This window comes from Salinicoccus sp. CNSTN-B1 (assembly GCF_054792835.1).
Window position 1 is genome coordinate 2,117,332 of the sequence record NZ_JBTWMN010000004.1, and the last position, 19,499, is coordinate 2,136,830.

At 46.2% G+C, this 19,499-nt stretch carries 20 protein-coding genes, 1 tRNA gene and 5 pseudogenes; 2 read left to right on the forward strand and 24 right to left on the reverse strand.

The window, feature by feature from the left end:
* Positions 1-8: 8 nt before the first annotated feature.
* The 14 genes and pseudogenes from ACYF68_RS12460 to ACYF68_RS12525 all read right to left on the reverse strand — a co-directional run bounded on the left by ACYF68_RS12460 (position 9) and on the right by ACYF68_RS12525 (position 9,937).
* A complete protein-coding gene (locus tag ACYF68_RS12460) occupies positions 9-755 on the reverse strand; it encodes an alpha/beta hydrolase (RefSeq protein WP_461047214.1) in 747 nt (248 codons plus the stop codon).
* 102 nt (positions 756-857) lie between these two features.
* On the reverse strand, positions 858-1,088 hold the full coding sequence (gene secG, locus ACYF68_RS12465) for a preprotein translocase subunit SecG (protein WP_344704457.1): 231 nt from the start codon (positions 1,086-1,088) through the stop codon (positions 858-860).
* Between the two features lie 111 nt (positions 1,089-1,199).
* Positions 1,200-2,501 carry a phosphopyruvate hydratase gene (gene eno / locus ACYF68_RS12470; protein WP_461047217.1) on the reverse strand — a complete coding sequence of 434 codons (1,302 nt, stop codon included), beginning with the start codon at positions 2,499-2,501 and terminating at the stop codon, positions 1,200-1,202.
* 60 nt (positions 2,502-2,561) lie between these two features.
* Positions 2,562-4,085 carry a 2,3-bisphosphoglycerate-independent phosphoglycerate mutase gene (gene gpmI, locus ACYF68_RS12475; protein WP_461047218.1) on the reverse strand — a complete coding sequence of 508 codons (1,524 nt, stop codon included), beginning with the start codon at positions 4,083-4,085 and terminating at the stop codon, positions 2,562-2,564.
* Entirely contained in the window at positions 4,078-4,836 is a 759-nt protein-coding gene (tpiA, locus tag ACYF68_RS12480; RefSeq protein WP_461047220.1) for a triose-phosphate isomerase, read from the reverse strand. The genes gpmI and tpiA overlap by 8 nt, the downstream gene beginning before the upstream one ends.
* A gap of 36 nt (positions 4,837-4,872) precedes the next feature.
* Positions 4,873-6,059, reverse strand: a pseudogene (locus tag ACYF68_RS12485) (phosphoglycerate kinase).
* A gap of 99 nt (positions 6,060-6,158) precedes the next feature.
* Positions 6,159-7,166, reverse strand: a complete 1,008-nt coding sequence (gene gap, locus ACYF68_RS12490) for a type I glyceraldehyde-3-phosphate dehydrogenase (RefSeq protein ID WP_461047634.1) — start codon at positions 7,164-7,166, stop codon at positions 6,159-6,161.
* A gap of 37 nt (positions 7,167-7,203) precedes the next feature.
* Positions 7,204-7,833: a sugar-binding transcriptional regulator gene (locus tag ACYF68_RS12495; protein WP_461047221.1), complete on the reverse strand. Its 630-nt coding sequence runs from the start codon at positions 7,831-7,833 to the stop codon at positions 7,204-7,206.
* Positions 7,809-8,225, reverse strand: a complete 417-nt coding sequence (locus ACYF68_RS12500; protein ID WP_461047223.1) for a hypothetical protein — start codon at positions 8,223-8,225, stop codon at positions 7,809-7,811. The genes ACYF68_RS12495 and ACYF68_RS12500 overlap by 25 nt, the downstream gene beginning before the upstream one ends.
* A gap of 109 nt (positions 8,226-8,334) precedes the next feature.
* Positions 8,335-8,598 (reverse strand): glutaredoxin family protein, encoded by a 264-nt coding sequence (locus ACYF68_RS12505; RefSeq protein ID WP_380569982.1) that lies wholly within the window; start codon positions 8,596-8,598, stop codon positions 8,335-8,337.
* Positions 8,599-8,600: 2 nt separating this feature from the next.
* Positions 8,601-9,053 (reverse strand): threonine/serine exporter family protein, encoded by a 453-nt coding sequence (locus ACYF68_RS12510; protein WP_461047225.1) that lies wholly within the window; start codon positions 9,051-9,053, stop codon positions 8,601-8,603.
* A gap of 10 nt (positions 9,054-9,063) precedes the next feature.
* Complete coding sequence (locus ACYF68_RS12515; RefSeq protein ID WP_461047635.1) at positions 9,064-9,351, reverse strand: threonine/serine exporter family protein; 288 nt, start codon at positions 9,349-9,351, stop codon at positions 9,064-9,066.
* Positions 9,351-9,848 (reverse strand): threonine/serine exporter family protein, encoded by a 498-nt coding sequence (locus ACYF68_RS12520; protein WP_461047227.1) that lies wholly within the window; start codon positions 9,846-9,848, stop codon positions 9,351-9,353. Before ACYF68_RS12520 ends, ACYF68_RS12515 begins: the two co-directional genes overlap by 1 nt.
* Before the next feature lie 17 nt (positions 9,849-9,865).
* Positions 9,866-9,937, reverse strand: a tRNA-Arg gene (locus ACYF68_RS12525).
* A gap of 176 nt (positions 9,938-10,113) precedes the next feature.
* Between ACYF68_RS12525 and clpP the strand changes: the two genes are divergently transcribed.
* Together clpP and ACYF68_RS12535 are read left to right on the forward strand one after the other, a co-directional pair.
* Positions 10,114-10,707 carry an ATP-dependent Clp endopeptidase proteolytic subunit ClpP gene (gene clpP / locus ACYF68_RS12530; RefSeq protein WP_380569985.1) on the forward strand — a complete coding sequence of 198 codons (594 nt, stop codon included), beginning with the start codon at positions 10,114-10,116 and terminating at the stop codon, positions 10,705-10,707.
* Between the two features lie 217 nt (positions 10,708-10,924).
* Positions 10,925-11,761: a TIGR01777 family oxidoreductase gene (locus tag ACYF68_RS12535; RefSeq protein WP_461047229.1), complete on the forward strand. Its 837-nt coding sequence runs from the start codon at positions 10,925-10,927 to the stop codon at positions 11,759-11,761.
* Positions 11,762-11,799: 38 nt separating this feature from the next.
* On the opposite strand, the pseudogene whiA reads toward ACYF68_RS12535, so the two are convergent.
* The 10 genes and pseudogenes from whiA to hprK all read right to left on the reverse strand — a co-directional run bounded on the left by whiA (position 11,800) and on the right by hprK (position 19,459).
* A pseudogene (gene whiA, locus ACYF68_RS12540) lies at positions 11,800-12,745 on the reverse strand (DNA-binding protein WhiA).
* 16 nt (positions 12,746-12,761) lie between these two features.
* Entirely contained in the window at positions 12,762-12,998 is a 237-nt protein-coding gene (locus tag ACYF68_RS12545; protein WP_461047231.1) for a hypothetical protein, read from the reverse strand.
* Positions 12,995-13,666 carry a gluconeogenesis factor YvcK family protein gene (locus ACYF68_RS12550; protein ID WP_461047233.1) on the reverse strand — a complete coding sequence of 224 codons (672 nt, stop codon included), beginning with the start codon at positions 13,664-13,666 and terminating at the stop codon, positions 12,995-12,997. Before ACYF68_RS12550 ends, ACYF68_RS12545 begins: the two co-directional genes overlap by 4 nt.
* Before the next feature lie 63 nt (positions 13,667-13,729).
* Positions 13,730-14,613 (reverse strand): annotated as a pseudogene (gene rapZ / locus ACYF68_RS12555) (RNase adapter RapZ).
* A gap of 182 nt (positions 14,614-14,795) precedes the next feature.
* Positions 14,796-15,742: pseudogene (gene trxB / locus ACYF68_RS12560) on the reverse strand (thioredoxin-disulfide reductase).
* A 65-nt stretch (positions 15,743-15,807) separates the two neighbouring features.
* On the reverse strand, positions 15,808-16,512 hold the full coding sequence (locus ACYF68_RS12565; protein WP_461047234.1) for a hypothetical protein: 705 nt from the start codon (positions 16,510-16,512) through the stop codon (positions 15,808-15,810).
* Positions 16,513-16,552: 40 nt separating this feature from the next.
* Complete coding sequence (locus ACYF68_RS12570) at positions 16,553-17,224, reverse strand: tetratricopeptide repeat protein (RefSeq protein ID WP_461047236.1); 672 nt, start codon at positions 17,222-17,224, stop codon at positions 16,553-16,555.
* Positions 17,217-17,705 carry an acyltransferase gene (locus ACYF68_RS12575; protein WP_380569991.1) on the reverse strand — a complete coding sequence of 163 codons (489 nt, stop codon included), beginning with the start codon at positions 17,703-17,705 and terminating at the stop codon, positions 17,217-17,219. The genes ACYF68_RS12570 and ACYF68_RS12575 overlap by 8 nt, the downstream gene beginning before the upstream one ends.
* Complete coding sequence (lgt, locus tag ACYF68_RS12580) at positions 17,702-18,532, reverse strand: prolipoprotein diacylglyceryl transferase (RefSeq protein WP_461047238.1); 831 nt, start codon at positions 18,530-18,532, stop codon at positions 17,702-17,704. The genes ACYF68_RS12575 and lgt overlap by 4 nt, the downstream gene beginning before the upstream one ends.
* Positions 18,522-19,459, reverse strand: a pseudogene (gene hprK / locus ACYF68_RS12585) (HPr(Ser) kinase/phosphatase). The gene lgt and the pseudogene hprK overlap by 11 nt, the downstream one beginning before the upstream one ends.
* Positions 19,460-19,499 lie beyond the last annotated feature (40 nt).

The window sequence follows — 19,499 nt, forward strand, 5'->3', positions numbered from 1 at the left end:
TCCCCCTATTACTCATTCCAGTCCAACTGATCCATGAAGGCATGCATATTCTCAAACAATTGCTGCTTTTCTTTATCGATCGTCAATACATGCCCTGATTCTGGATACCACTCCAGTTTCTTCTCATCATCTTCAGTCGAAGTTTCATTAAATATGATGTTTGCTGAGTCCTGATTGATCATTTCATCCTGTTCCGACTGAGCCACAAACAACGGTGCATATACATCCGGGAGGTGGTCACGGACCGATTGGATCACATCACGCACCTCATCCAGCATGCCGGTCGGACGGAACGCTTCCATCTCACCCTCTATTTCTTCTTGTGTCTTCCCTTCCATCTTCTTGAAGCCCCGGGCATATTCCAAAACGCCCTCGTACATTGTTTCACGGTCCTTGAGGTACATCGGACTGCATATGGTGGCGATGCCTACTACATCGCGGACAGTGGCCAACTTCAGCGCATAGACTCCGCCAAGGGACAGTCCTGCCACGAAAATTTTATCGTAGCCTTTGGAGACAAGGAAGTCGTAGGCTTCAGTCACTTGCCTCCACCAGATGTGTGGGCTTGATTCCAACAAATTTTCAGGAGGCTCCGCATGACCTTCATAATGCGGCGCATAGGAAGTTATGCCGTGTTTTTGGAGATAGCGTCCAAGTTGCCTGACATCTGATGAGTTGCCTGTGAACCCATGCAGCAACAAGACTGCTTTCTCGCCCTCCTCAAAAAAGAATGGTTCTGGTAATTGTATCTTCATTATTTATACCCTACTTTCTGCACATTAATTTCATTGTACGACAATTTAAGAACATAGAAAAATAAAAAGAAACCCCCTATCAACAATAGGAGGCCATTATTTCTAATTTAGATATGTGAGCAGCAGCATGATCAGGAAGAACAGTAACGAAAGTATGACTGTTGTCCTATGCAGTACAAGATCCATGCCCCGCGCTTTTTGTTTACCGAATAATTGCTCAGCACCGCCACCGATTGCACCTGAGAGGCCGGCGCTTTTCCCTGACTGTAGCAATACCACTGCAATTAAAGATATACAAACGACAATCAACAATATGACGAGCAGTGTTTGCATGTGGTAATCCCTCCGAATATTAGTAACACAAGCATTTTATCAGATTAAGGAGGGGATTGCAAATGCTGCCCCAACTAAAAAACCTCCCTTAGCTCAAGGGAGGTTTTTGGATTATTTCAGATCCAGGTTGTAGAAGGATGCAAGCCCTTCATATTTTGCCGTTTCAAACAGTTCATCTTCAATTCTGAGCAGCTGATTGTATTTGGCGACACGATCTGTACGTGATGGCGCACCAGTTTTGATTTGTCCTGCATTAACAGCTACCGCAATATCTGCAATCGTCGTATCTTCAGTTTCTCCGGAACGGTGGGAGATGACTGCAGTGTAGCCTGCGCGCTTCGCCATTTCGATTGCTTCGAACGTTTCAGTCAAAGTACCGATCTGGTTGACTTTGATGAGGATGGAGTTTCCGACACCCTCTTCAATTGCACGTGCCAGCTTCTCGGTATTGGTGACGAAAAGATCATCCCCGACCAATTGCACCTTGGAACCAAGTTTTTCAGTGAGGAGTCTGGTACCTTCCCAATCATTCTCATCCAACCCGTCTTCGATGGATATTATTGGGTATTTTTCAATCATCTCAGCATACCAATTGACCATATCTTCAGAAGTATAGGATTTGCCTTCTCCTTTTAGTTCATACTTGCCTGTTGAGGCGTCGTAGAATTCACTCGAAGCTGCATCCATCGCCAAGCGGATTTCTTCACCTGGCTTATAGCCTGCTCTCTCGACCGCTTCAATGATTGTCGACAAAGCCTCTTCATTGGAACCGAGGTTCGGTGCAAAACCGCCTTCGTCTCCTACACCAGTATTATAGCCTTTTTCACTGAGCACTTTTTTCAAGTTATGGAATATTTCCGTGCCCATGCGCAGGCCTTCCTTGAATGTTTCAGCACCCACAGGCATAATCATGAATTCTTGGATATCCACGTTATTATCCGCGTGCTCGCCTCCGTTGATGATATTCATCATCGGCACTGGAAGTTGGACTGCGCTGAATCCGCCTAGATATTTGTAGAGTGGCTGCCCCATAAAGTCAGCAGCTGCTTTTGCTACGGCCATAGAAACGCCTAGAATAGCGTTTGCACCCAATTTACCTTTATTGGTGGTGCCATCAAGGGCAATCATCATTCTGTCGATCGACACTTGTTCAAGGACACTGAAATCACCCTCTACAAGCTCAGGCCCGATAATTTCATTAACATTTTCAACTGCTTTTTCGACACCTTTACCAAGGAAGCGCGCCTCATCTGCATCCCTCAACTCAACTGCTTCATGCTCTCCTGTTGAAGCACCGGAAGGTACAAGCGCACGGCCGAAGGCACCGCTGTCCGTCAATACTTCGACCTCAACTGTCGGATTTCCTCTTGAATCAAGCATTTCACGTGCGTACACATCTATAATTAATGGCATAACGATATCTCCTTTTTAATTGATTTCTATTTTTATCATTTTCAATCTTATCAGCACAATCTACTCCAAAAGGCTTTTGCCCGTCATTTCTTCCGGCTGTTCCAATCCCATCAATTCAAGTAGGGTCGGCGCCAAATCAGCCAGTCGTCCACTTCCAACCGTAACATCTTCTTTTGTTACGATGACAGGAACCGGGTTTGTAGTATGGGCAGTCATCGGTTCCCCGTCCAAAGTGATGACTTCGTCCGAGTTGCCGTGATCGGCGGTTATGATGGCTGTACCGCCCTGCGCGATGATTTCATCTACAATGGGTCCAAGACATTCATCCACTGCTTCTATTGCCTTGACCGTCGGCTCCATTTTACCGCTATGACCTACCATATCGGGGTTTGCAAAGTTCATGAGGATAAGGTCAAGGTCTTCTTTTCCGAGTTCTTCAAGACAACGTTCCTTCACTTCATAAGCGCTCATTTCAGGCTGTAGGTCATAAGTTGCCACTTTAGGAGAATCTACAAGGACTCTACGTTCTCCCTCAAACTCATCATGCTGTCCACCGCTCATGAAGTACGTTACATGCGGATATTTTTCTGTCTCTGCAATCCTCAGCTGCTTCTTGCCTGCTTTGGAAACCACTTCGCCTATTGTATTGATGATATCTTCTTTTTCAAAGACTACATCTGCATCCACTTGATCACTGTATTTGGTGAAAGTGACGAATTTCAAATCTTTGATTCGCTTTTCAATATCAAAGCCCATGAATTCCTCATCTGTATATATTTCAGACAACTGGGCTGCACGATCCGGACGGAAGTTAAAGAAAACGATCGCATCTCCGTCGACCACTCCTTTATCATAGCCCTCTTCTGTATCGGATATGATGAATGGTTTGACGAATTCATCGTATTCGCCCTTATCATAGCTTGCCTGGATCCCTTCTTCAGCTGAAGCAAAGCGGGGGGCTTTTCCGTATGTGATGGCATTGTACGCCATTTCTTCGCGATCCCATCGCTTATCCCGGTCCATGGCATAATACCTGCCGCTGACAGTCGCAAATTCCCCGATACCGAGCTCTTTGAAACGCTTCTCCGATTCCCGTACATATTCGATTGCCGAATCCTGTACGACGTCGCGTCCATCCAGAAATGCATGTACATATACTTTTTCGAGGCCTTTTTTCTTTGCGATCTCCAATATTGCGAAGAGGTGTTCATAATGCGAGTGTACACCGCCATCACTGAGCAGACCCATGACATGAAGGGTACTGCCCTTGGTGTTTACGTGATCCATCGTATCAAGCAGTACCTCATTTTCGTAAAAATCCCCATCTTCAATGGATTTATTGATTCTTGTAAGACTTTGATAGACTACGCGCCCCGCGCCAATGTTCAGATGACCGACTTCAGAGTTGCCCATCTGCCCTTCAGGCAAACCTACGTCGAGACCGCAGGCGCTGAGTGCATTATTCGGATATTTCTTGAAAAAGCGGTCATAGTTCGGTTTATGAGCTGCTTTAACAGCATTGCCTTTCACTTCGTCCCTGTTGGCAAAGCCATCAAGTATGATGAGAGCAACTGGTTTAGTCATTTTTAGCACCTTCCAATAGTTGCACGAAAGATTCAGGTTTGAGTGACGCGCCGCCTACAAGAGCGCCGTCAATATGCGCCTGTGCCATGTACTCTTTTATATTTTCCGGTTTGACTGAGCCACCGTACTGGATGCGGATTGCTTCTGCAGTTTCTTCATCATAAAGTGATGCCATCGTCTGGCGGATGACACCGCACATCTCATTTGCATCATCGCTTGTCGCGGATTTCCCTGTGCCTATCGCCCAGATAGGTTCATAGGCGATAACAGAGGTTTTAGCCTGTTCCTTGCTTAGGCCCTCAAACGCTTTGGAAACTTGTTGTTTCACTTTATCTTCTGCCTTACCAGCCTCGCGTTCGTCATCCGTCTCACCACAGCAGATGATCGGCACGATGTCTTTTGAATGGAGCGCATGCGCTTTTTTGTTGATTGCTTCATCAGTTTCATTGAAGTGTTCACGGCGCTCCGAGTGTCCGATGATCACATAATCGACTCCAAGGTCTTGGAGCATCAATGGGGAAACTTCTCCAGTGAAGGCACCCTCATCTTCATAATGGCTATTTTCAGCACCTATGCCGAGCTCCATACCTTTTGCCTTTTCCACGAGCGACGGCAGGTGGATGAATGGCGCGCAGATTGCACTCTCCACTTCAGTTTTGTTTGGCAGTTCGCCGAGTGCATCTATAAATGCCTCACCTTCTGAAATGGTTTTATTCATTTTCCAGTTTCCTGCAATAAATGGGGTTCTCATAATATTCCTCCTTGTTTTTGTATAAGACTCTAAACATTACTTCTCGTCAATTACAGACAAGCCTGGCAATTCCTTACCCTCCAGATACTCGAGTGAGGCGCCGCCACCTGTTGAGATGTGGGAGAAATCATCAGCATAGCCAAGATCCATTGCTGCAGCTGCGGAATCTCCGCCACCGATGATTGTCTTCGCATCTTCAAGTTCAGCAATCGCCTTGCATACACCAATCGTGCCGTGTGCAAAGTTCTCCATTTCAAACACACCCATCGGTCCATTCCATACGACTGTCTTCGCGCCTTGCAGCACTTCTTTAAAGGCAGCGATTGTATCCTCACCGATATCAAGGCCTTCCATGTCGGATGGTATTTCATCGACGCCTACGGTTTTATGTTTGGCATCTGCGGCAAACTCTTCTGCGACGACTACATCCTTTGGCAGAACAATTTTATCTTCTGATTTCTCAAGAAGTTCCTTTGCCAGCTGCACTTTATCTTCTTCAAGGAGCGAGTTGCCTATTTCTTTGCCTTGCGCTTTTAGGAAGGTATACGCCATGCCGCCGCCTATGATTACTTTGTCAGCTTTTTCGAGCACATTTTTGATTACGCCGATTTTATCCGACACTTTGGCGCCGCCTAAAATGGCCACGAATGGGCGCTCCGGCGAATCGATGGCACCTCCGATGAATTCAATTTCCTTCTGCATGAGGAATCCTGAAACTGTTTCGATATTGGATCCGATGCCCACGTTTGAAGCATGGCTTCTATGGGCTGTACCGAATGCATCGTTTACGAAGATATCGCCAAGAGAAGCCCAGTATTTACCCAAGGATTCATCGTTGCCGCTCTCTTTTTGCCGTCGACATCTTCGAAACGTGTGTTTTCAAACATCAGGACTTCGCCCTCTTTCAAATCATCGATGGCACCTTCAAGCATTTCACCTCTTGTGTGGGGGATGAAATTGACATCCTGCTCAAGCAGTTCCGACAACTTATTAGCGACCGGTTTAAGCGTCTTATCTGCCTTGTCCGCTTCTGTCTTCACTTTTCCCAGGTGGGAGAAAAGTATCACTTTCCCTCCAGCTTCAATGATATGCCTAATTGTAGGCAACGCCTGTACGATACGATTGTCATTGGTGATTTCGCCCTCTGACATCGGAACGTTCAAATCAGCGCGCAGCAATACCTTGCGGCCTTTCAATTGTACATCTTCTACAGTTTTCTTCATGGCTGTGCCTCCTATACTTTTCTGCTCATTCCTATTATACCCATACCGCTGTATGAATAAAATAAAAACGGGCGGAAAGTCCGCCCGTTCATCTATGATTTACTTCTTATTGGTCGCCATGTGATGAAGTGTTCTGACCAGTTGGGCAGTATAGGACATTTCATTGTCATACCATGAAACGGCACGTACAAGCTGTTTTCCATCCACATCTACAACACGTGTCTGTGTTGTATCGAATAGGGAGCCTTCTTTGATGCCGATGATATCGGAAGAAACGATCTCATCTTCAATATAGCCGAATGATGGATTTGCTGCATCCTTCATCGCCTGGTTCACTTCTTCAACTGAAACATTTTTGCCGAGTACCGCTGTAACTTCTGTAAGGGAACCTGTCTTAACCGGTACACGCTGGGCACCGCCGTCAAGTTTACCATCAAGTTCAGGCAATACAAGACCTATAGCTTTTGCCGCACCTGTAGAATTCGGCACTACGTTTTCTGCTGCTGCACGTCCGCGACGGAAGTCGCCTTTAGCGTGCGGGCCGTCCAGTGTGTTCTGATCAGCTGTATAGGCGTGGATCGTTGTCATGAGGCCACGCTCAAGACCAAACTCATCATTCAATACTTTCACGACTGGTGCAAGACAGTTTGTCGTGCAGGATGCAGCTGACACTACTTCCTCCGAACCGTCGAGCACATCTTCGTTGACACCGTAGACGATTGTTTTCATATCGCCTTTGCCCGGAGCTGAAATCAATACTTTTTTAGCACCTGCTTCGATGTGCTTTCTTGCGTCCTGCTCATTAGTGAAGAGACCAGTACACTCAAGTACGATATCAATATCCAAATCTCCCCATGGGAGTTCTGCAGGGTCTTTGACGTTGAAGGATTTCACTTCATTGCCGTTAATCTTCAATCCACCATCGATCGCTTCAACATCACCTTCGAAACGTCCCTGGCTTGTATCATATTTTATGAGATGTGCCAAGAACTCATCATCTGTAAGATCATTGACTGCCACCAGTTCGATATCTTCATAATTGAGGATTTCCCTGGCTGCGAGTCTACCTATACGTCCAAAACCGTTGATTGCTACTTTAACCATAATTTATGGCCTCCTTGATTTATATATTGAATTAAATTAATCAATCATTCTTCAACAAAAATTCCCCGATGGCTTCATCGATGAACAGAATAGTATTCTTCGGAGCCATCTTCATATACGCACGGACTGCTTCCTTCTTGCTGCTTCCACCTGCCACTGCAAATATTGCTTTCTTTGATGCGAGATCTTCCAACTGGATACCGATGGTTTTGACCTTACGCACGATATCCCCTTCAGCGTTGAAATAGTAGCCGAAGGTTTCACCAACTGCGCAATCGGCTTCCAGCTGGGAGAGGGTGGCCGCTTCCACATTTCTGCGGCGCGCCATCATGAATGCTTCGCCGATGCCGTGCATGACATAGTCAGAACGGCGGTTGAGCTCGGCAATTTCTTTGATGGATGGCTCATCCTTCAAAGATTCGTATACCGAATCCCCTACACTATCAGGCGCATAGAGTACCCGATGCTCGCCACCCGTCGCTTTTGCAAGACGGCTTGCAATCGAGTTCGCCTGGTTGCCCACTTCTTCACCGAGGCCACCCCGGGCCGAAACGAATAGGAGATTCTCCTCCGCTGGTTTCAGATATTGGCTCACATTGGCCATCGTCGAACCACCTGCCACGGAAATGATGGCATTGTCGAAGATTATTTTCTGAAATTCTTCGGCCATGAGCTGGGAAAGCTCCTGCTGGAGCTCGGGATCTTCATCAGCATCCCCCGGATGATATGGCAACCTTGCAGATTATATTGCCGCTGAAGCTTAAGGGCCAGTCCGGAACGCCGATCAAGTGTTGTCATGAACGGTGAAAGTTCATCCAATACTTCAATACCCGTTTGGGAAATCGATATTCCTTTTTTATCGATATCGATCAGATCCAAATCATGTAATGCATCGACTTCCTTACGTAAAACCCTCTCGGTCATATTAAGTTGCCTTGCAAGTGGCCGTCGACCTATCGGTTGGTATGTCCTGATTTGTTTCAGGATGGTTGAACGCTTCTGCAATTCCGACACTACTTCCGGTGCGATACGCTTCTGGATGTCTAAAAGTTTTTGCCACATGAGTTTCGATACCTCACCATCATGAGACGTATTGCGTCCCACACGGGACAAAAATAATTACATTCTAAATATATCATAAATATTCAGGAATGCAATTATTCGGCTTCAGCTATTTTATCGTACCCAGATACTCCTTAAGGTAATCATAGACGTAGACAAAATCAATGATGCCTTCTTGAATAACCTGACTTTTATGGCACAAGACCGGGACGCGCATCATATACGCCTCCTGCAGGGCATCGTCTTCATCGATATCTATCGCCGTCATCTTGACATCGCTATATCTCAATTCAGACAAGGCAAGCTTGATCTGCTCCATCCCTTCGTCACAAAGCGGACATCTATTCCTCGTATAATATACCAATTCGAGCATACTCATACCTCTTTCTTCTTCAATTTCTTCCTTATGGTCTGCAGAACCTGATCCGCCATTTCTGTACTGATGATGCCGGTTGCGATCGCCAAGGAAATAAGCGCAGCTTCAAATCCATATTCGAGGGCCGTCATATACTCCTGCAGCACAATCTGCCGCATTGAATCGTATGCCATGCCTCCTGGAACAAGTGGGATGATTCCGCATGTAATGTACAGAATGACAGGCATCTTCTGACTTCTCGAATTCAAGAGTGCCACTGCCGATAGAACGAGAGCGCCGATATAAGAGGCAAGAACAAGGTCGGCACCCCCTTCTCTCAATATATAGAACACCATCCAACCGACTGCGCCGGTCAGCCCACATCTGATGATGGCGGCCCGTGGCGCATTGAAAAGTACGCCGAATCCTGCAGAAGCAAAAAAGCTAAGGATGAATTGATACACGTAAATCATCAGCAGCCTCCTAGATCATCAAAAATACAAGACCCACACCAGCACCGATCGCAATGGCCGTCAGTGCTGCTTCAGTGCCTTTCATGATACCGGCCATCAAATGCCCCCGGATCATCTCACGTATTGCATTTGTAATGAGAACACCAGGCACAAGCGGCATTACACTGGCGATGATGATGGTATCAAGCATAGTGCCAAAACCTGTATCGACAAAAAATATAGCCGTCAGCGCGATATATAGGGAGGCGAAGAATTCTGTAAAGAATTTAACTTTAGTGTAGCGGAGGATGCCTTCCATCACAAAGACTCCCCTGCGCCCCCGACGAAGGCAGCAGGCAGGTCAGCCACCACACCGTCGAACAGCAGCAGGAACATCATTCCTATGATGCCTCCCGATAATATGGTCAGCCAAAACGGGAAGAATCTGCTGTCATGTATCGCCTCCATACGGCGCAAAGCCTGGTCGAGTGGCATCCCTGCAGAAATGCGTCTCGAAAGCTCATTCACTGCCACAACCTTCTCCAGATTATTTGCCCTTTCCTCAATGCGCAGCGTCTGGGTCAGTGCATAATCGTTCAAAGAAAAAATAATGACCGTGGGAGTTGCGAACACTTGAGCATTTTCTATACCGTAACTGGATGCGATCCGCATCATCGTATCCTCTATACGGTAAGTTTCCGCTCCACTTTCCAACAGCATCTTGCCACAATTGATGACGATATAAAAAACATCGCGCACAAAATTTTCGCTAAGGACTTTTTCTGGAGCTTCTATGATCTCAAGTTCGCCACTCACACGGCCACCTCTATTTACACCCCCGGAGAGGATCGAACTCCCATCTCAAGAACCGGAATCTTACGTGTTATCCATTACACCACGGGGGTATGATAAAATTAATATCATTCTTCATAAAGCCTTTTTCAGTATAGCAATAAACTTGAATAAATTAAAGGCCTAATTTAATCTTTATACCAGAAACGTTTTCTTTTGACCTTATTTGACTAATGTGGTATAAATGAATTAGCCAATTAAGAGTACTATAATATCAGGAGGTAACACAATGAATTTAATCCCTACAGTTATTGAACAGACGAACCGCGGAGAACGCGCCTACGACATCTATTCCAGGTTGCTCAAAGACAGGATCATCATGATCGGTACGGGCATCGATGACAACGTGGCGAACTCCGTCGTCAGCCAACTGCTTTTCCTGCAGGCCCAAGATCCAGATAAAGATATTTTCCTCTATATCAACTCTCCTGGTGGCAGCGTGACTGCAGGCATGGCAATCTATGATACAATCCAGCACATCAAACCTGATGTACAGACCATCTGCCTTGGCATGGCCGCTTCAATGGGTTCATTCCTGCTTGCAGCAGGGGCAAAAGGCAAGCGCTTCGCCCTGCCGAACGCTGAAGTGATGATTCACCAGCCACTTGGTGGTGCGCAAGGTCAGGCTACAGAAATTGAAATAGCGGCCAAGCATATATTGAGAACACGCGAAAAACTCAACAAGATCCTTGCAGAACGCACGGGCCAAACGCTCGATAAGATTGAAACGGATACCGATCGCGACTTCTTCATGACAGCGGAAGAAGCCAAAGAATATGGTTTGGTTGATGACGTAATGGAGCCTGAAAAATTACAGGGCTAAAATTATTGGGAAAGGGATGGAATATCAATATTCCATCCCTTTTTCTATTTCCCATTGCATAACTCTCAGGCAAAATTTTAAATTTCCGGATTATCATCACTACAGACAGGCTATAATGGTATTAAGGAGCGTGATGACATGAATGTATTAATTACAGGTGGATCCTGGTTTTGTAGGATCAAGACTGACAAAAATTCTCCGAGAGGAGAATGACCATGTGTATATATTGACACGAAGCGACAGAAAATCAGAACATCCTTTCGTACACTTCATCAAATACAATCCTGACGACCCGTCAGACGACAGATGGATGCAGGATTTGCCATTAAAAGTCGATATCATCTATAACCTGGCGGGAGCCTCACTCCAGGAGAAATGGACGGATTCCCACAAGACGGCCATTTATGAATCCAGGATGAAAGTGACCCGCATGTTGCGGATGTGGGCTGAGCAGGCTGAAATCACTCCTCAGGTCCTCGTAAACGCCAGTGCAATAGGCTATTATCCAGTCAGCGAGAAGGTCCAATATGACGAAGGTGATGCCTTTGCCGAACACGATTTCCTATCCGAGGTGGTTGTGGCGTGGGAGGCTGAAGCCAGGAAGTTTGAAGCTCTTGGAACCCGTACCGTCTTCACGCGGTTTGGCCTGATTCTCGATAAGGACGAAGGCGCCCTACCCAAAATGGCCCTGCCATATAAGATGGGAGTGGGCGGTCCCATCGGAAGCGGAAACCAATGGTACAGTTGGATCCATATAGAGGATCTGTTGAATGCCCTGTTGTTCGTGGGCGTGCATTCGGAAATTTCAGGCCCGGTCAATCTTACTGCCCCAATGCCACTCAGACAAAAACATTTCTCCAAATATTTGAGCACCGCACTCGGAAAACCCGACTTTTTCCATACACCTTCATTTCTGATCGAAAAGCTTTTGGGTGAACAGTCCATGCTCATATTGAAAGGGCAATACGTGCTCCCGGAAGTACTGATGGAAAATGATTTTAAATTCCTCTTTCCTACACTGGAAATTGCACTTGAAGATCTATATGGCCAATAAAATGAAGAAAGCGTGCACCAAAGTGCACGCTTTCTTCGTTAAAAAGTGATTTCTTCACCGCTTCTCACCTGCTCCGCTATCTTATCCAGTTTCCTTAGACGATGATTCACCCCGGACTTCGATATCGGACCTGTCGACATCATCTCCCCTAGCTCCTTCAAGGAAACTTCCTGGTGCTCAACCCTCAATTTCGCGATTTCCCTAAGGCGTTCGGGCAGCTCTTCAAGCCCTATTTCTGAAGCGATGAAATTGATGTTCTCAACTTGACGCATCGCAGCGCTGATCGTTTTATTCAAGTTTGCTGTTTCACAGTTCACCAGACGATTTACAGAATTGCGCATATCCCTGACAATCCGTATATCTTCAAATTTCAAAAGTGCCTGGTACCCACCGATCAGGCTAAGGAATTCTGCAATCTTTTCGGCTTCTTTGAGATAGGTGATGTAGCCGCGTTTTCTTTCAATGAATTTCGCATTCAGCTCATAACCATTCATTAACTCAGTCAGATTTCTGGCATGCTCCTCGTACAAGGAGAATATCTCCAGATGATAAGCTGAGGTTTCCGGATTATTCACCGATCCGCCGGCAAGGAACGCACCCCTCAGATAGCTTCTGATGCAGCACTCCCTCTCTTTGATATCTGCACTGATGGCATGTTCAAGCAGACCATCCTTCATGATTTCCAAGTCTTCCAGTACTTTCTTACTTTCCTTCTTTATCCTTGAAATGTAAACGTTATTTTTTTTCAGTTTCATTTTCTTACGGACCAGAAGTTCTATCTCAACTCCGTACGTAGTCCGGATCAATGAGAAAATCCGGCGCGCAATCGCCGCATTCTCAGTCTGTATATTAATGATCCATTGTCCATTGGAATGGCTGAGTGCCCCGTTCATTTTGATGAGCGCTGAAAGCTCACTTTTCATACAGCACGTATCCACTTCAATTTCTGGTCAATTCATTCTTCATCTCAGAAGCAAATGACATGCGATCACGCCCCATTCTATTTTTTCCTATACTGCAACGTACTGATTTCCCTAAGCGCAATATCATAGATCATCTGCGCCAGTATTTTATTGTTGTGCCGTACTGCACCTTCTTCATCGATCTGGACAAGGCGGTGGTCTGTCATTACTTCAACTTCCATCTGTCTGAGCCTCTCTCTGTCACTCTCGACGATCTCCATATCATTTTCATGGTAATAATTAGATATGCGGCCTTTGATATCTTCCTCATTCAAAATAATGAAGTCTGCAATATTTGGCCGACGTGGTGATGGATCGCTTCAAGATGATCTGCAGCGCTGTAATCTATCGTTTCGCCAGCCTGAGTCATGATGTTTGAAATATAGACCTTAATGCCGCGCGCTTTAATTATCGCTTCCTTCATGCCCTCAGGTATCAGGTTGGGGATGATGCTCGTATACAGGCTCCCCGGTCCAAAGACGATGACGTCAGAAGACTCTATGGCTTCTATGGCCTCGGGGGTTGCTACGGTATCGTCCGGAATCAAATACATTTCTTCTATCTTCTGTCCAACTTCCGGAATATAGCTCTCCCCGACGATAATCGAGTTGTCAGCCATGCGTGCAGCCAGTTCCGGACTGATATTGGTCGATGGAATGACGGTACCCTTGACGTTCAGTATCTTGCTTAATTCCTTTACTGCCACGGCAAAGTCACCGGTCATATCATACATCGCAGCCAGCATGAGATTGCCGAGTGCGTGACCATCGAGTGCATCCTTATTGAAGCGGTAAGAAAAGAGATTATCCAATTTCGTCTCCACTTCACTGAGTGCACTCATTACATTTCTGATGTCCCCTGGTGCCGGCATATCAATCTTATCGCGGATGAGCCCGGTCGAGCCGCCGTCATCTGCTACAGAAACAATGGCAGTTATATCCACCGGATATCTTTTCAGGCCTCTGGCTAAAACACTCAGCCCGGTGCCGCCCCGACCACTGTAATCTTAATCTTCTTCATGTTCTACACCTTCTACCGGTGCATCTCTGTGAACTGCCCGGATGGTAAAATTAAAGTCCTCACTCAGGTCTTCTGTGAGCTTCTCTGCAAGCGTTACAGACCGATGCTTGCCACCTGTGCATCCGATGGCGATGACCAGTTGCGCTTTCCCCTCTTTTATATATTGGGGATCATATATTTAAGGAGATCATACAGTTTTTTATAGAACTTTTTGGTCTCCTTCCATTTCATGACGTAGTCCGATACCGGTTCATCAAGTCCTGTCAACGGCCTCAGGGCATCAATATAATGGGGATTCGGCAGAAAACGCACATCGAACACCAAATCCGCATCGATTGGCAGGCCATGCTTAAAGCCAAAGCTCAGCACATTTATATTAAAGGCTGGACTGTTTTCTCCAGAGCATTTTTCGAACATCAGGTTCCTTAATTCTTTTGGAGTTGTTTCGGTCGTGTCGATGATATGGGAGGCATGGCCGCGCAGAACACTCAGAAGTTCACGTTCCTTCATGATTGCGTCCAACAAGACCATCTCTCCATCAAGCGGATGTGCCCGTCGGCTTTCTTTATAGCGTGAGACGAGGCGGTTGTCGTCTGCATCCAGGAATATTATTTCCAGGGCAATATCCGGATGATCCCTCAGCTGTTCTATTTCATCAAGTAGCTGGTCAAAGAACTCTTTACCCCTGAGGTCTATGCCCAAGCCGACCTGGTCCATCTGACCTTCTGTCGTTTCCATCAATTCCAGAACTTTTTTGAGCAGAATCGGAGGAAGATTATCAATGCAGAAATACCCCATGTCTTCAAGCGCTTCAATCGCTACAGACTTTCCGGCCCCGCTCATGCCTGTCACTATACTCAGTTTTTTCATAGATCCACATCCTCTTAAGCGTTAATTGCCTCTTTCAATTAAACCATCTCGCATCTTCTCCCGCAACACTCAGTAAGTTTCCTGTCTCTAGGACTCTATTAAAAAAACCCAGGGTGACCTGGCCGATGGCAGTTGGATAAGACATCCTACTGCCATTGGCCCAAAACCCTGGGGTAGTCTTCCTATTTGCTTTCCTGCATATCTCCAAGCTTCTCGATATAGTGCTGGGCGTTCTGGGCAGCTATACTGCCGTCCCCGGTTGCTGTGACGATCTGACGTAGGGTCTTGTTACGCACGTCTCCAGCTGCAAAGATGCCTGGGACTGATGTCTCCATTTCATCATTGGTGACTACATATCCCATTTCATTCAAGATGCCCAAACCTTCAAATGGTGCAGTCAATGGCTTCATGCCCACATAGACGAAGACGCCATCTGCTTCAAAGTCGTACGTTGAGCCTGTATTCTTATCAAGCAGCGTTACGCTCTTCACTCTACCGTCGCCGTTGATGGACTGGATCTCAGTATCCCAGATGAAATCCATCTTGTCGTTTTTGAACGCACGGTCTTGGAGGATTTTTGAGCGCGCAACTGATCGCGCCTATGCACTACAGTTACTTTGCTTGCGAATTTCGTCAGGAAGACCCCTTCTTCTACTGCAGAATCCCCGCCGCCGATTACAACGAGTTCCTTCTCCTTGAAGAAAGCGCCGTCACATACTGCGCAATAGCTTACGCCGCGGCCGCCGAGTTCTTCTTCACCCTCGACTCCGACCTTCTTATATTCGGCACCTGTCGTTATGATGACAGTGCGCGTGTAGATATCTTCATTGCCCGTTTTAAGCACTTTGACATCTCCCTGATCTTCGATGGATTTGATGTCGCCATATTTATATTCGGCACCAAACTTTTGGGAGTGCTCAAACATTTTCGTGGATAATTCAGGACCTGTTATGAAATCAAATCCAGGAAAGTTCTCAACTTCTTCCGTATTCGCCATCTGTCCACCCGGCATACCGCGTTCAAGCATCACTGTCTTAAGGTTTGCCCTGGAAGCATAGACAGCAGCTGTCATTCCTGCTGGTCCTGCACCGATGATGACGACGTCATAAATATTTTTTTCTTCAGTCATGGTAAAAACTCCTTTTCCGTATTATCAGCTGCTAAATATTATAAAGGGATATTTACATTATTTCATCATTTCTGCTCGATATGCCCCAATGCCTTATTCAAACGGTACAGTGAAGTGCCGAATGTCTCGACGAGATATTTTTTGGTGAACTTCCTTTCGCGCTTATGGAAATACATTGCCGCAGCTGCAAAGGCATCAATATCTTCCAACTCCACTTTCTGCTCATACAGTTCGTGAAATAGTTCTATCCAAGACATCTGGTCCTCTTCATCCGTAAAGCCGGCTTGCGACAGTGCCTCCAGTCCTTTATGCATCCGCCCCAGCCTGACCAGTTTAAGTCCCTGGAAAAGGAATGAGATATACAATTTCTCGTAATCTTCCAGATTTTCAATCGTATCCCACACATCATGACCCAGTATGACGTCCCTCGGGACGACATTGTAGATCTTATAGAGGCCTAGAAGGCGTCTGTACGGATCGTCATCCTTCAAGTAGGCAGTTTCTATCTCTGTTACCTTCTCAGATGCCCTATGACGGTTCCAGGGGCTATATATTTCCCTTACCTGATGAAACGTCTGCATACGATTCCAGAACATCCTGGATTCTTCCGCACGACCAGTATGATAGCTTGCATGGCTCAATGCATGGAGCAGCTGGAAACTGATGAACGACTGCTTTTTGAATAAAGGATAAAGAAGCTCGTATGACCTTTCGTACTTCTGAAGGAAATTGAGCACGAGTCCCACCTTGAACCGGGCATCATCATCCAATGGTTGCACCACTTCCAATTTTTTAAGGAATTCATTGAATTTATCCTCTTCCCGTATGATAGTACAAGAGCGTCATATGGCTCAATGCATGCATATCCGTGCGATCTTCCAGAAATAGCTGCTCCAATAATTCGTGCGCTTCATCATAACGGTTCAGGAATAGGAGCGCCATGGCCTTCTGATTTCTGAATTCGCGTTCCTTCCGGATGTCTTCAGGTACTGTGGATAGAAATTCCAGAGCCTCTTCTATCCTGGCGTTCATAAAGAGATGCTGGAAGAGATGCTGGGCTGTAAATCTCGCCGCTTCCCGCTCCACCTCTTCTTCATCATGAATACTCACTTCGAACATCTCTTCCAGTTCCTCATCATAGCCGGAGTCCGGCTCATATTTGACATACTGCACACCAAACAGAAACGCCTTATTCGCATCATTGCTGATGATGTAAAGCTGACTCAATATAAAATAAAATTCAGCATCATACTGATGCTGAATGAATGCGTTGATCAATATATGTTCAGCTTCTGCACCGCGGCCATTTTCAGCAAGCAAGTATGCATACTGGGACAGATATGCCAGATTATTCCGGTCAAGTTCATAGGCTTTCTGAAAGCTCCTGAGCGCCTCTGGTTTTTTATTCTGTTCTGTTTTCTTCAGACCTTGATTAAAATGGAATTCTCCATTCTGATCGAACGGAATCACTTTCCTAGTCATTATCCATACTCCTTATTATAAGCGGATTGCCGTAAGCTGCCGAGTGGTCGGGGACATCTTTTGAAACGACGCTTCCCGCCCCTATTACAGCATGGTTGCCGATACTCACCCCCGGCAAAATAGTGACGTTTGCACCCACCATAGTATCATGCCCGATGTACACATTCCCGAGACGATACTCATCCACGAGGTATTCATGAGTCAATATCACTGTATTATACCCGATTATACTGTTTTTGCCAATGTGGATGCGCTCTGGATGCATCAGGTCCGGCATGGCTTTGTAGGCAAGGGAAACGTTCTCCCCAAGCTTCATACCGAGCCCTTTCCTGTATAGTACATGCTTCCATCTGGTCGAGGGACAAAACCGGCCAAGTTCGATTATGATGAAGTTCTTGGCAACTTTTATGCGTGAGACTGTCCTATATAGATGCCACAGCGGATTTATCGCACCCGCCTTGAATTTTTCAAGTTTCCTCATTTGCGTCTTCCTTTATAGATGCCTTGTACCTCCCGGTATTTCGGCAACTTATATTTCATTTCCCTATAGATCCAGACACCCGCTGCCACAACAATCAGGATGATTGAAATCAACTGTGCGGTACGCAGCTGTTCCCCTATCATCAAACTATCTGTGCGCATTCCCTCTATGAAGAAACGGCCGAGCGAATAATACATCAAGTATAGAAGGATGGTCTGGCCCACTTTCAGTTTTGGACGGAGCATGAGGAGAAGGATGAAGCCTATTATATTCCATACGGATTCGTACAGAAATGTAGGGTGGTAGTACGCACCGTCTATAAACATTTGGTTGATGATCCAGTCTGGAAGCATCAAGGATTCCAGGAAGTTTCTGGAGACCTCTCCCCCATGCGCCTCCTGGTTCATAAAGTTTCCCCAACGGCCTATAGCCTGTCCCAAAATAAGGCTCGGGGCCGCAATGTCCGCCAACTGAAAGAAACTGAAGCCTTTAACCCGGCAGTAGACGATACCAGCGATGAAGCCACCGATCAATCCTCCATGAATCGCCATACCCCCTTCATTGATCAGGAGTATGGAAAATGGATTCTGGCTATAGTATTCCCATTGGAAAATAACATAATATAATCTTGCACCTATAATTGAAGCAATGATGATGTAGAACATCAAATCCATGAAAAGTCCTTCAGGAAGACCTTTTCGATTTGCTTCACGGTCTGCTATGTAGTATCCAAGCAGCATGCCGGCTGCTATGATGATGCCATACCAGTGGATTCCTATCGGGCCGAGTTCAATTGCGATCGGGCTGAACGGCGCGCTATAGATCATCAATCATCCCTCCGTTGATTTGGATTTGACGGTTCAGACGGTCATTGAATTCCTGGGCTGCATCATACCCCATATACTGCATGCGATAATTCATGGCAGCCACTTCAATGATGCCCGCCAGGCTACGCCCCGGACGGATGGGGATGGTCTTCTGGTCGATTTCGGTATTCAAGATCCTCAGCTTATTCTGATCCAGGCCGAGACGTTCATAAGTTTTTCCCTTCTCCCAGACCTCAAGATTCACATTGAGCATGACGCGCTTCTCCTCCAGGATGCTCCCCGCTCCAAACAGCGTCATCACATTAATGATGCCAAGGCCGCGTATCTCAAGCAGATTGCGTATGATCGGCGGTGAAGCACCCATCAGTACATTCTTCGACACTTCTTTTATCTCAACATTATCATCAGCTACGAGCCTATGACCATTCTTGACAAGTTCCAGCGCCGTCTCGCTTTTTCCGACGCCACTTTCTCCGGTGATCAGGACACCAATACCATATATATCCACCAGTACGCCATGCATGTTGGTTTCTGGCGCCAAGGCTTTTTCAGATGATTGGAGATTCTACTCGTAAAATTAGTCGTGTTGTCTTCAGTGACCAGAAGAGGAATTCGGCTTTGGTTGCACGCTTCTATAAATTCAAGCGGCGGATTCAGATTACGTGTGATGATGATGCAGGGCGTTTCTTTACGGCACAACTTTTTCGGCCGATCTTCCCTTTCTTCTTCCGTAAGCATTCTCTCAAAGAATGAAATTTCCGTCATCCCAAGTATCTGTATGCGGTCGGATGAATAATGGGAAAAATAACCTGCCATCTCAAGGCCCGGACGCGAGACATCGATATTGGTGATTTCCTTGTTGATGCCATCATTCCCGGAAATCAATTTCAGTTGAAATTCGTCTATGATCTTTTTAACTGTGAGCATTGGGTCACCTCAGACATTTAATAATTTAACTATAAAGAAT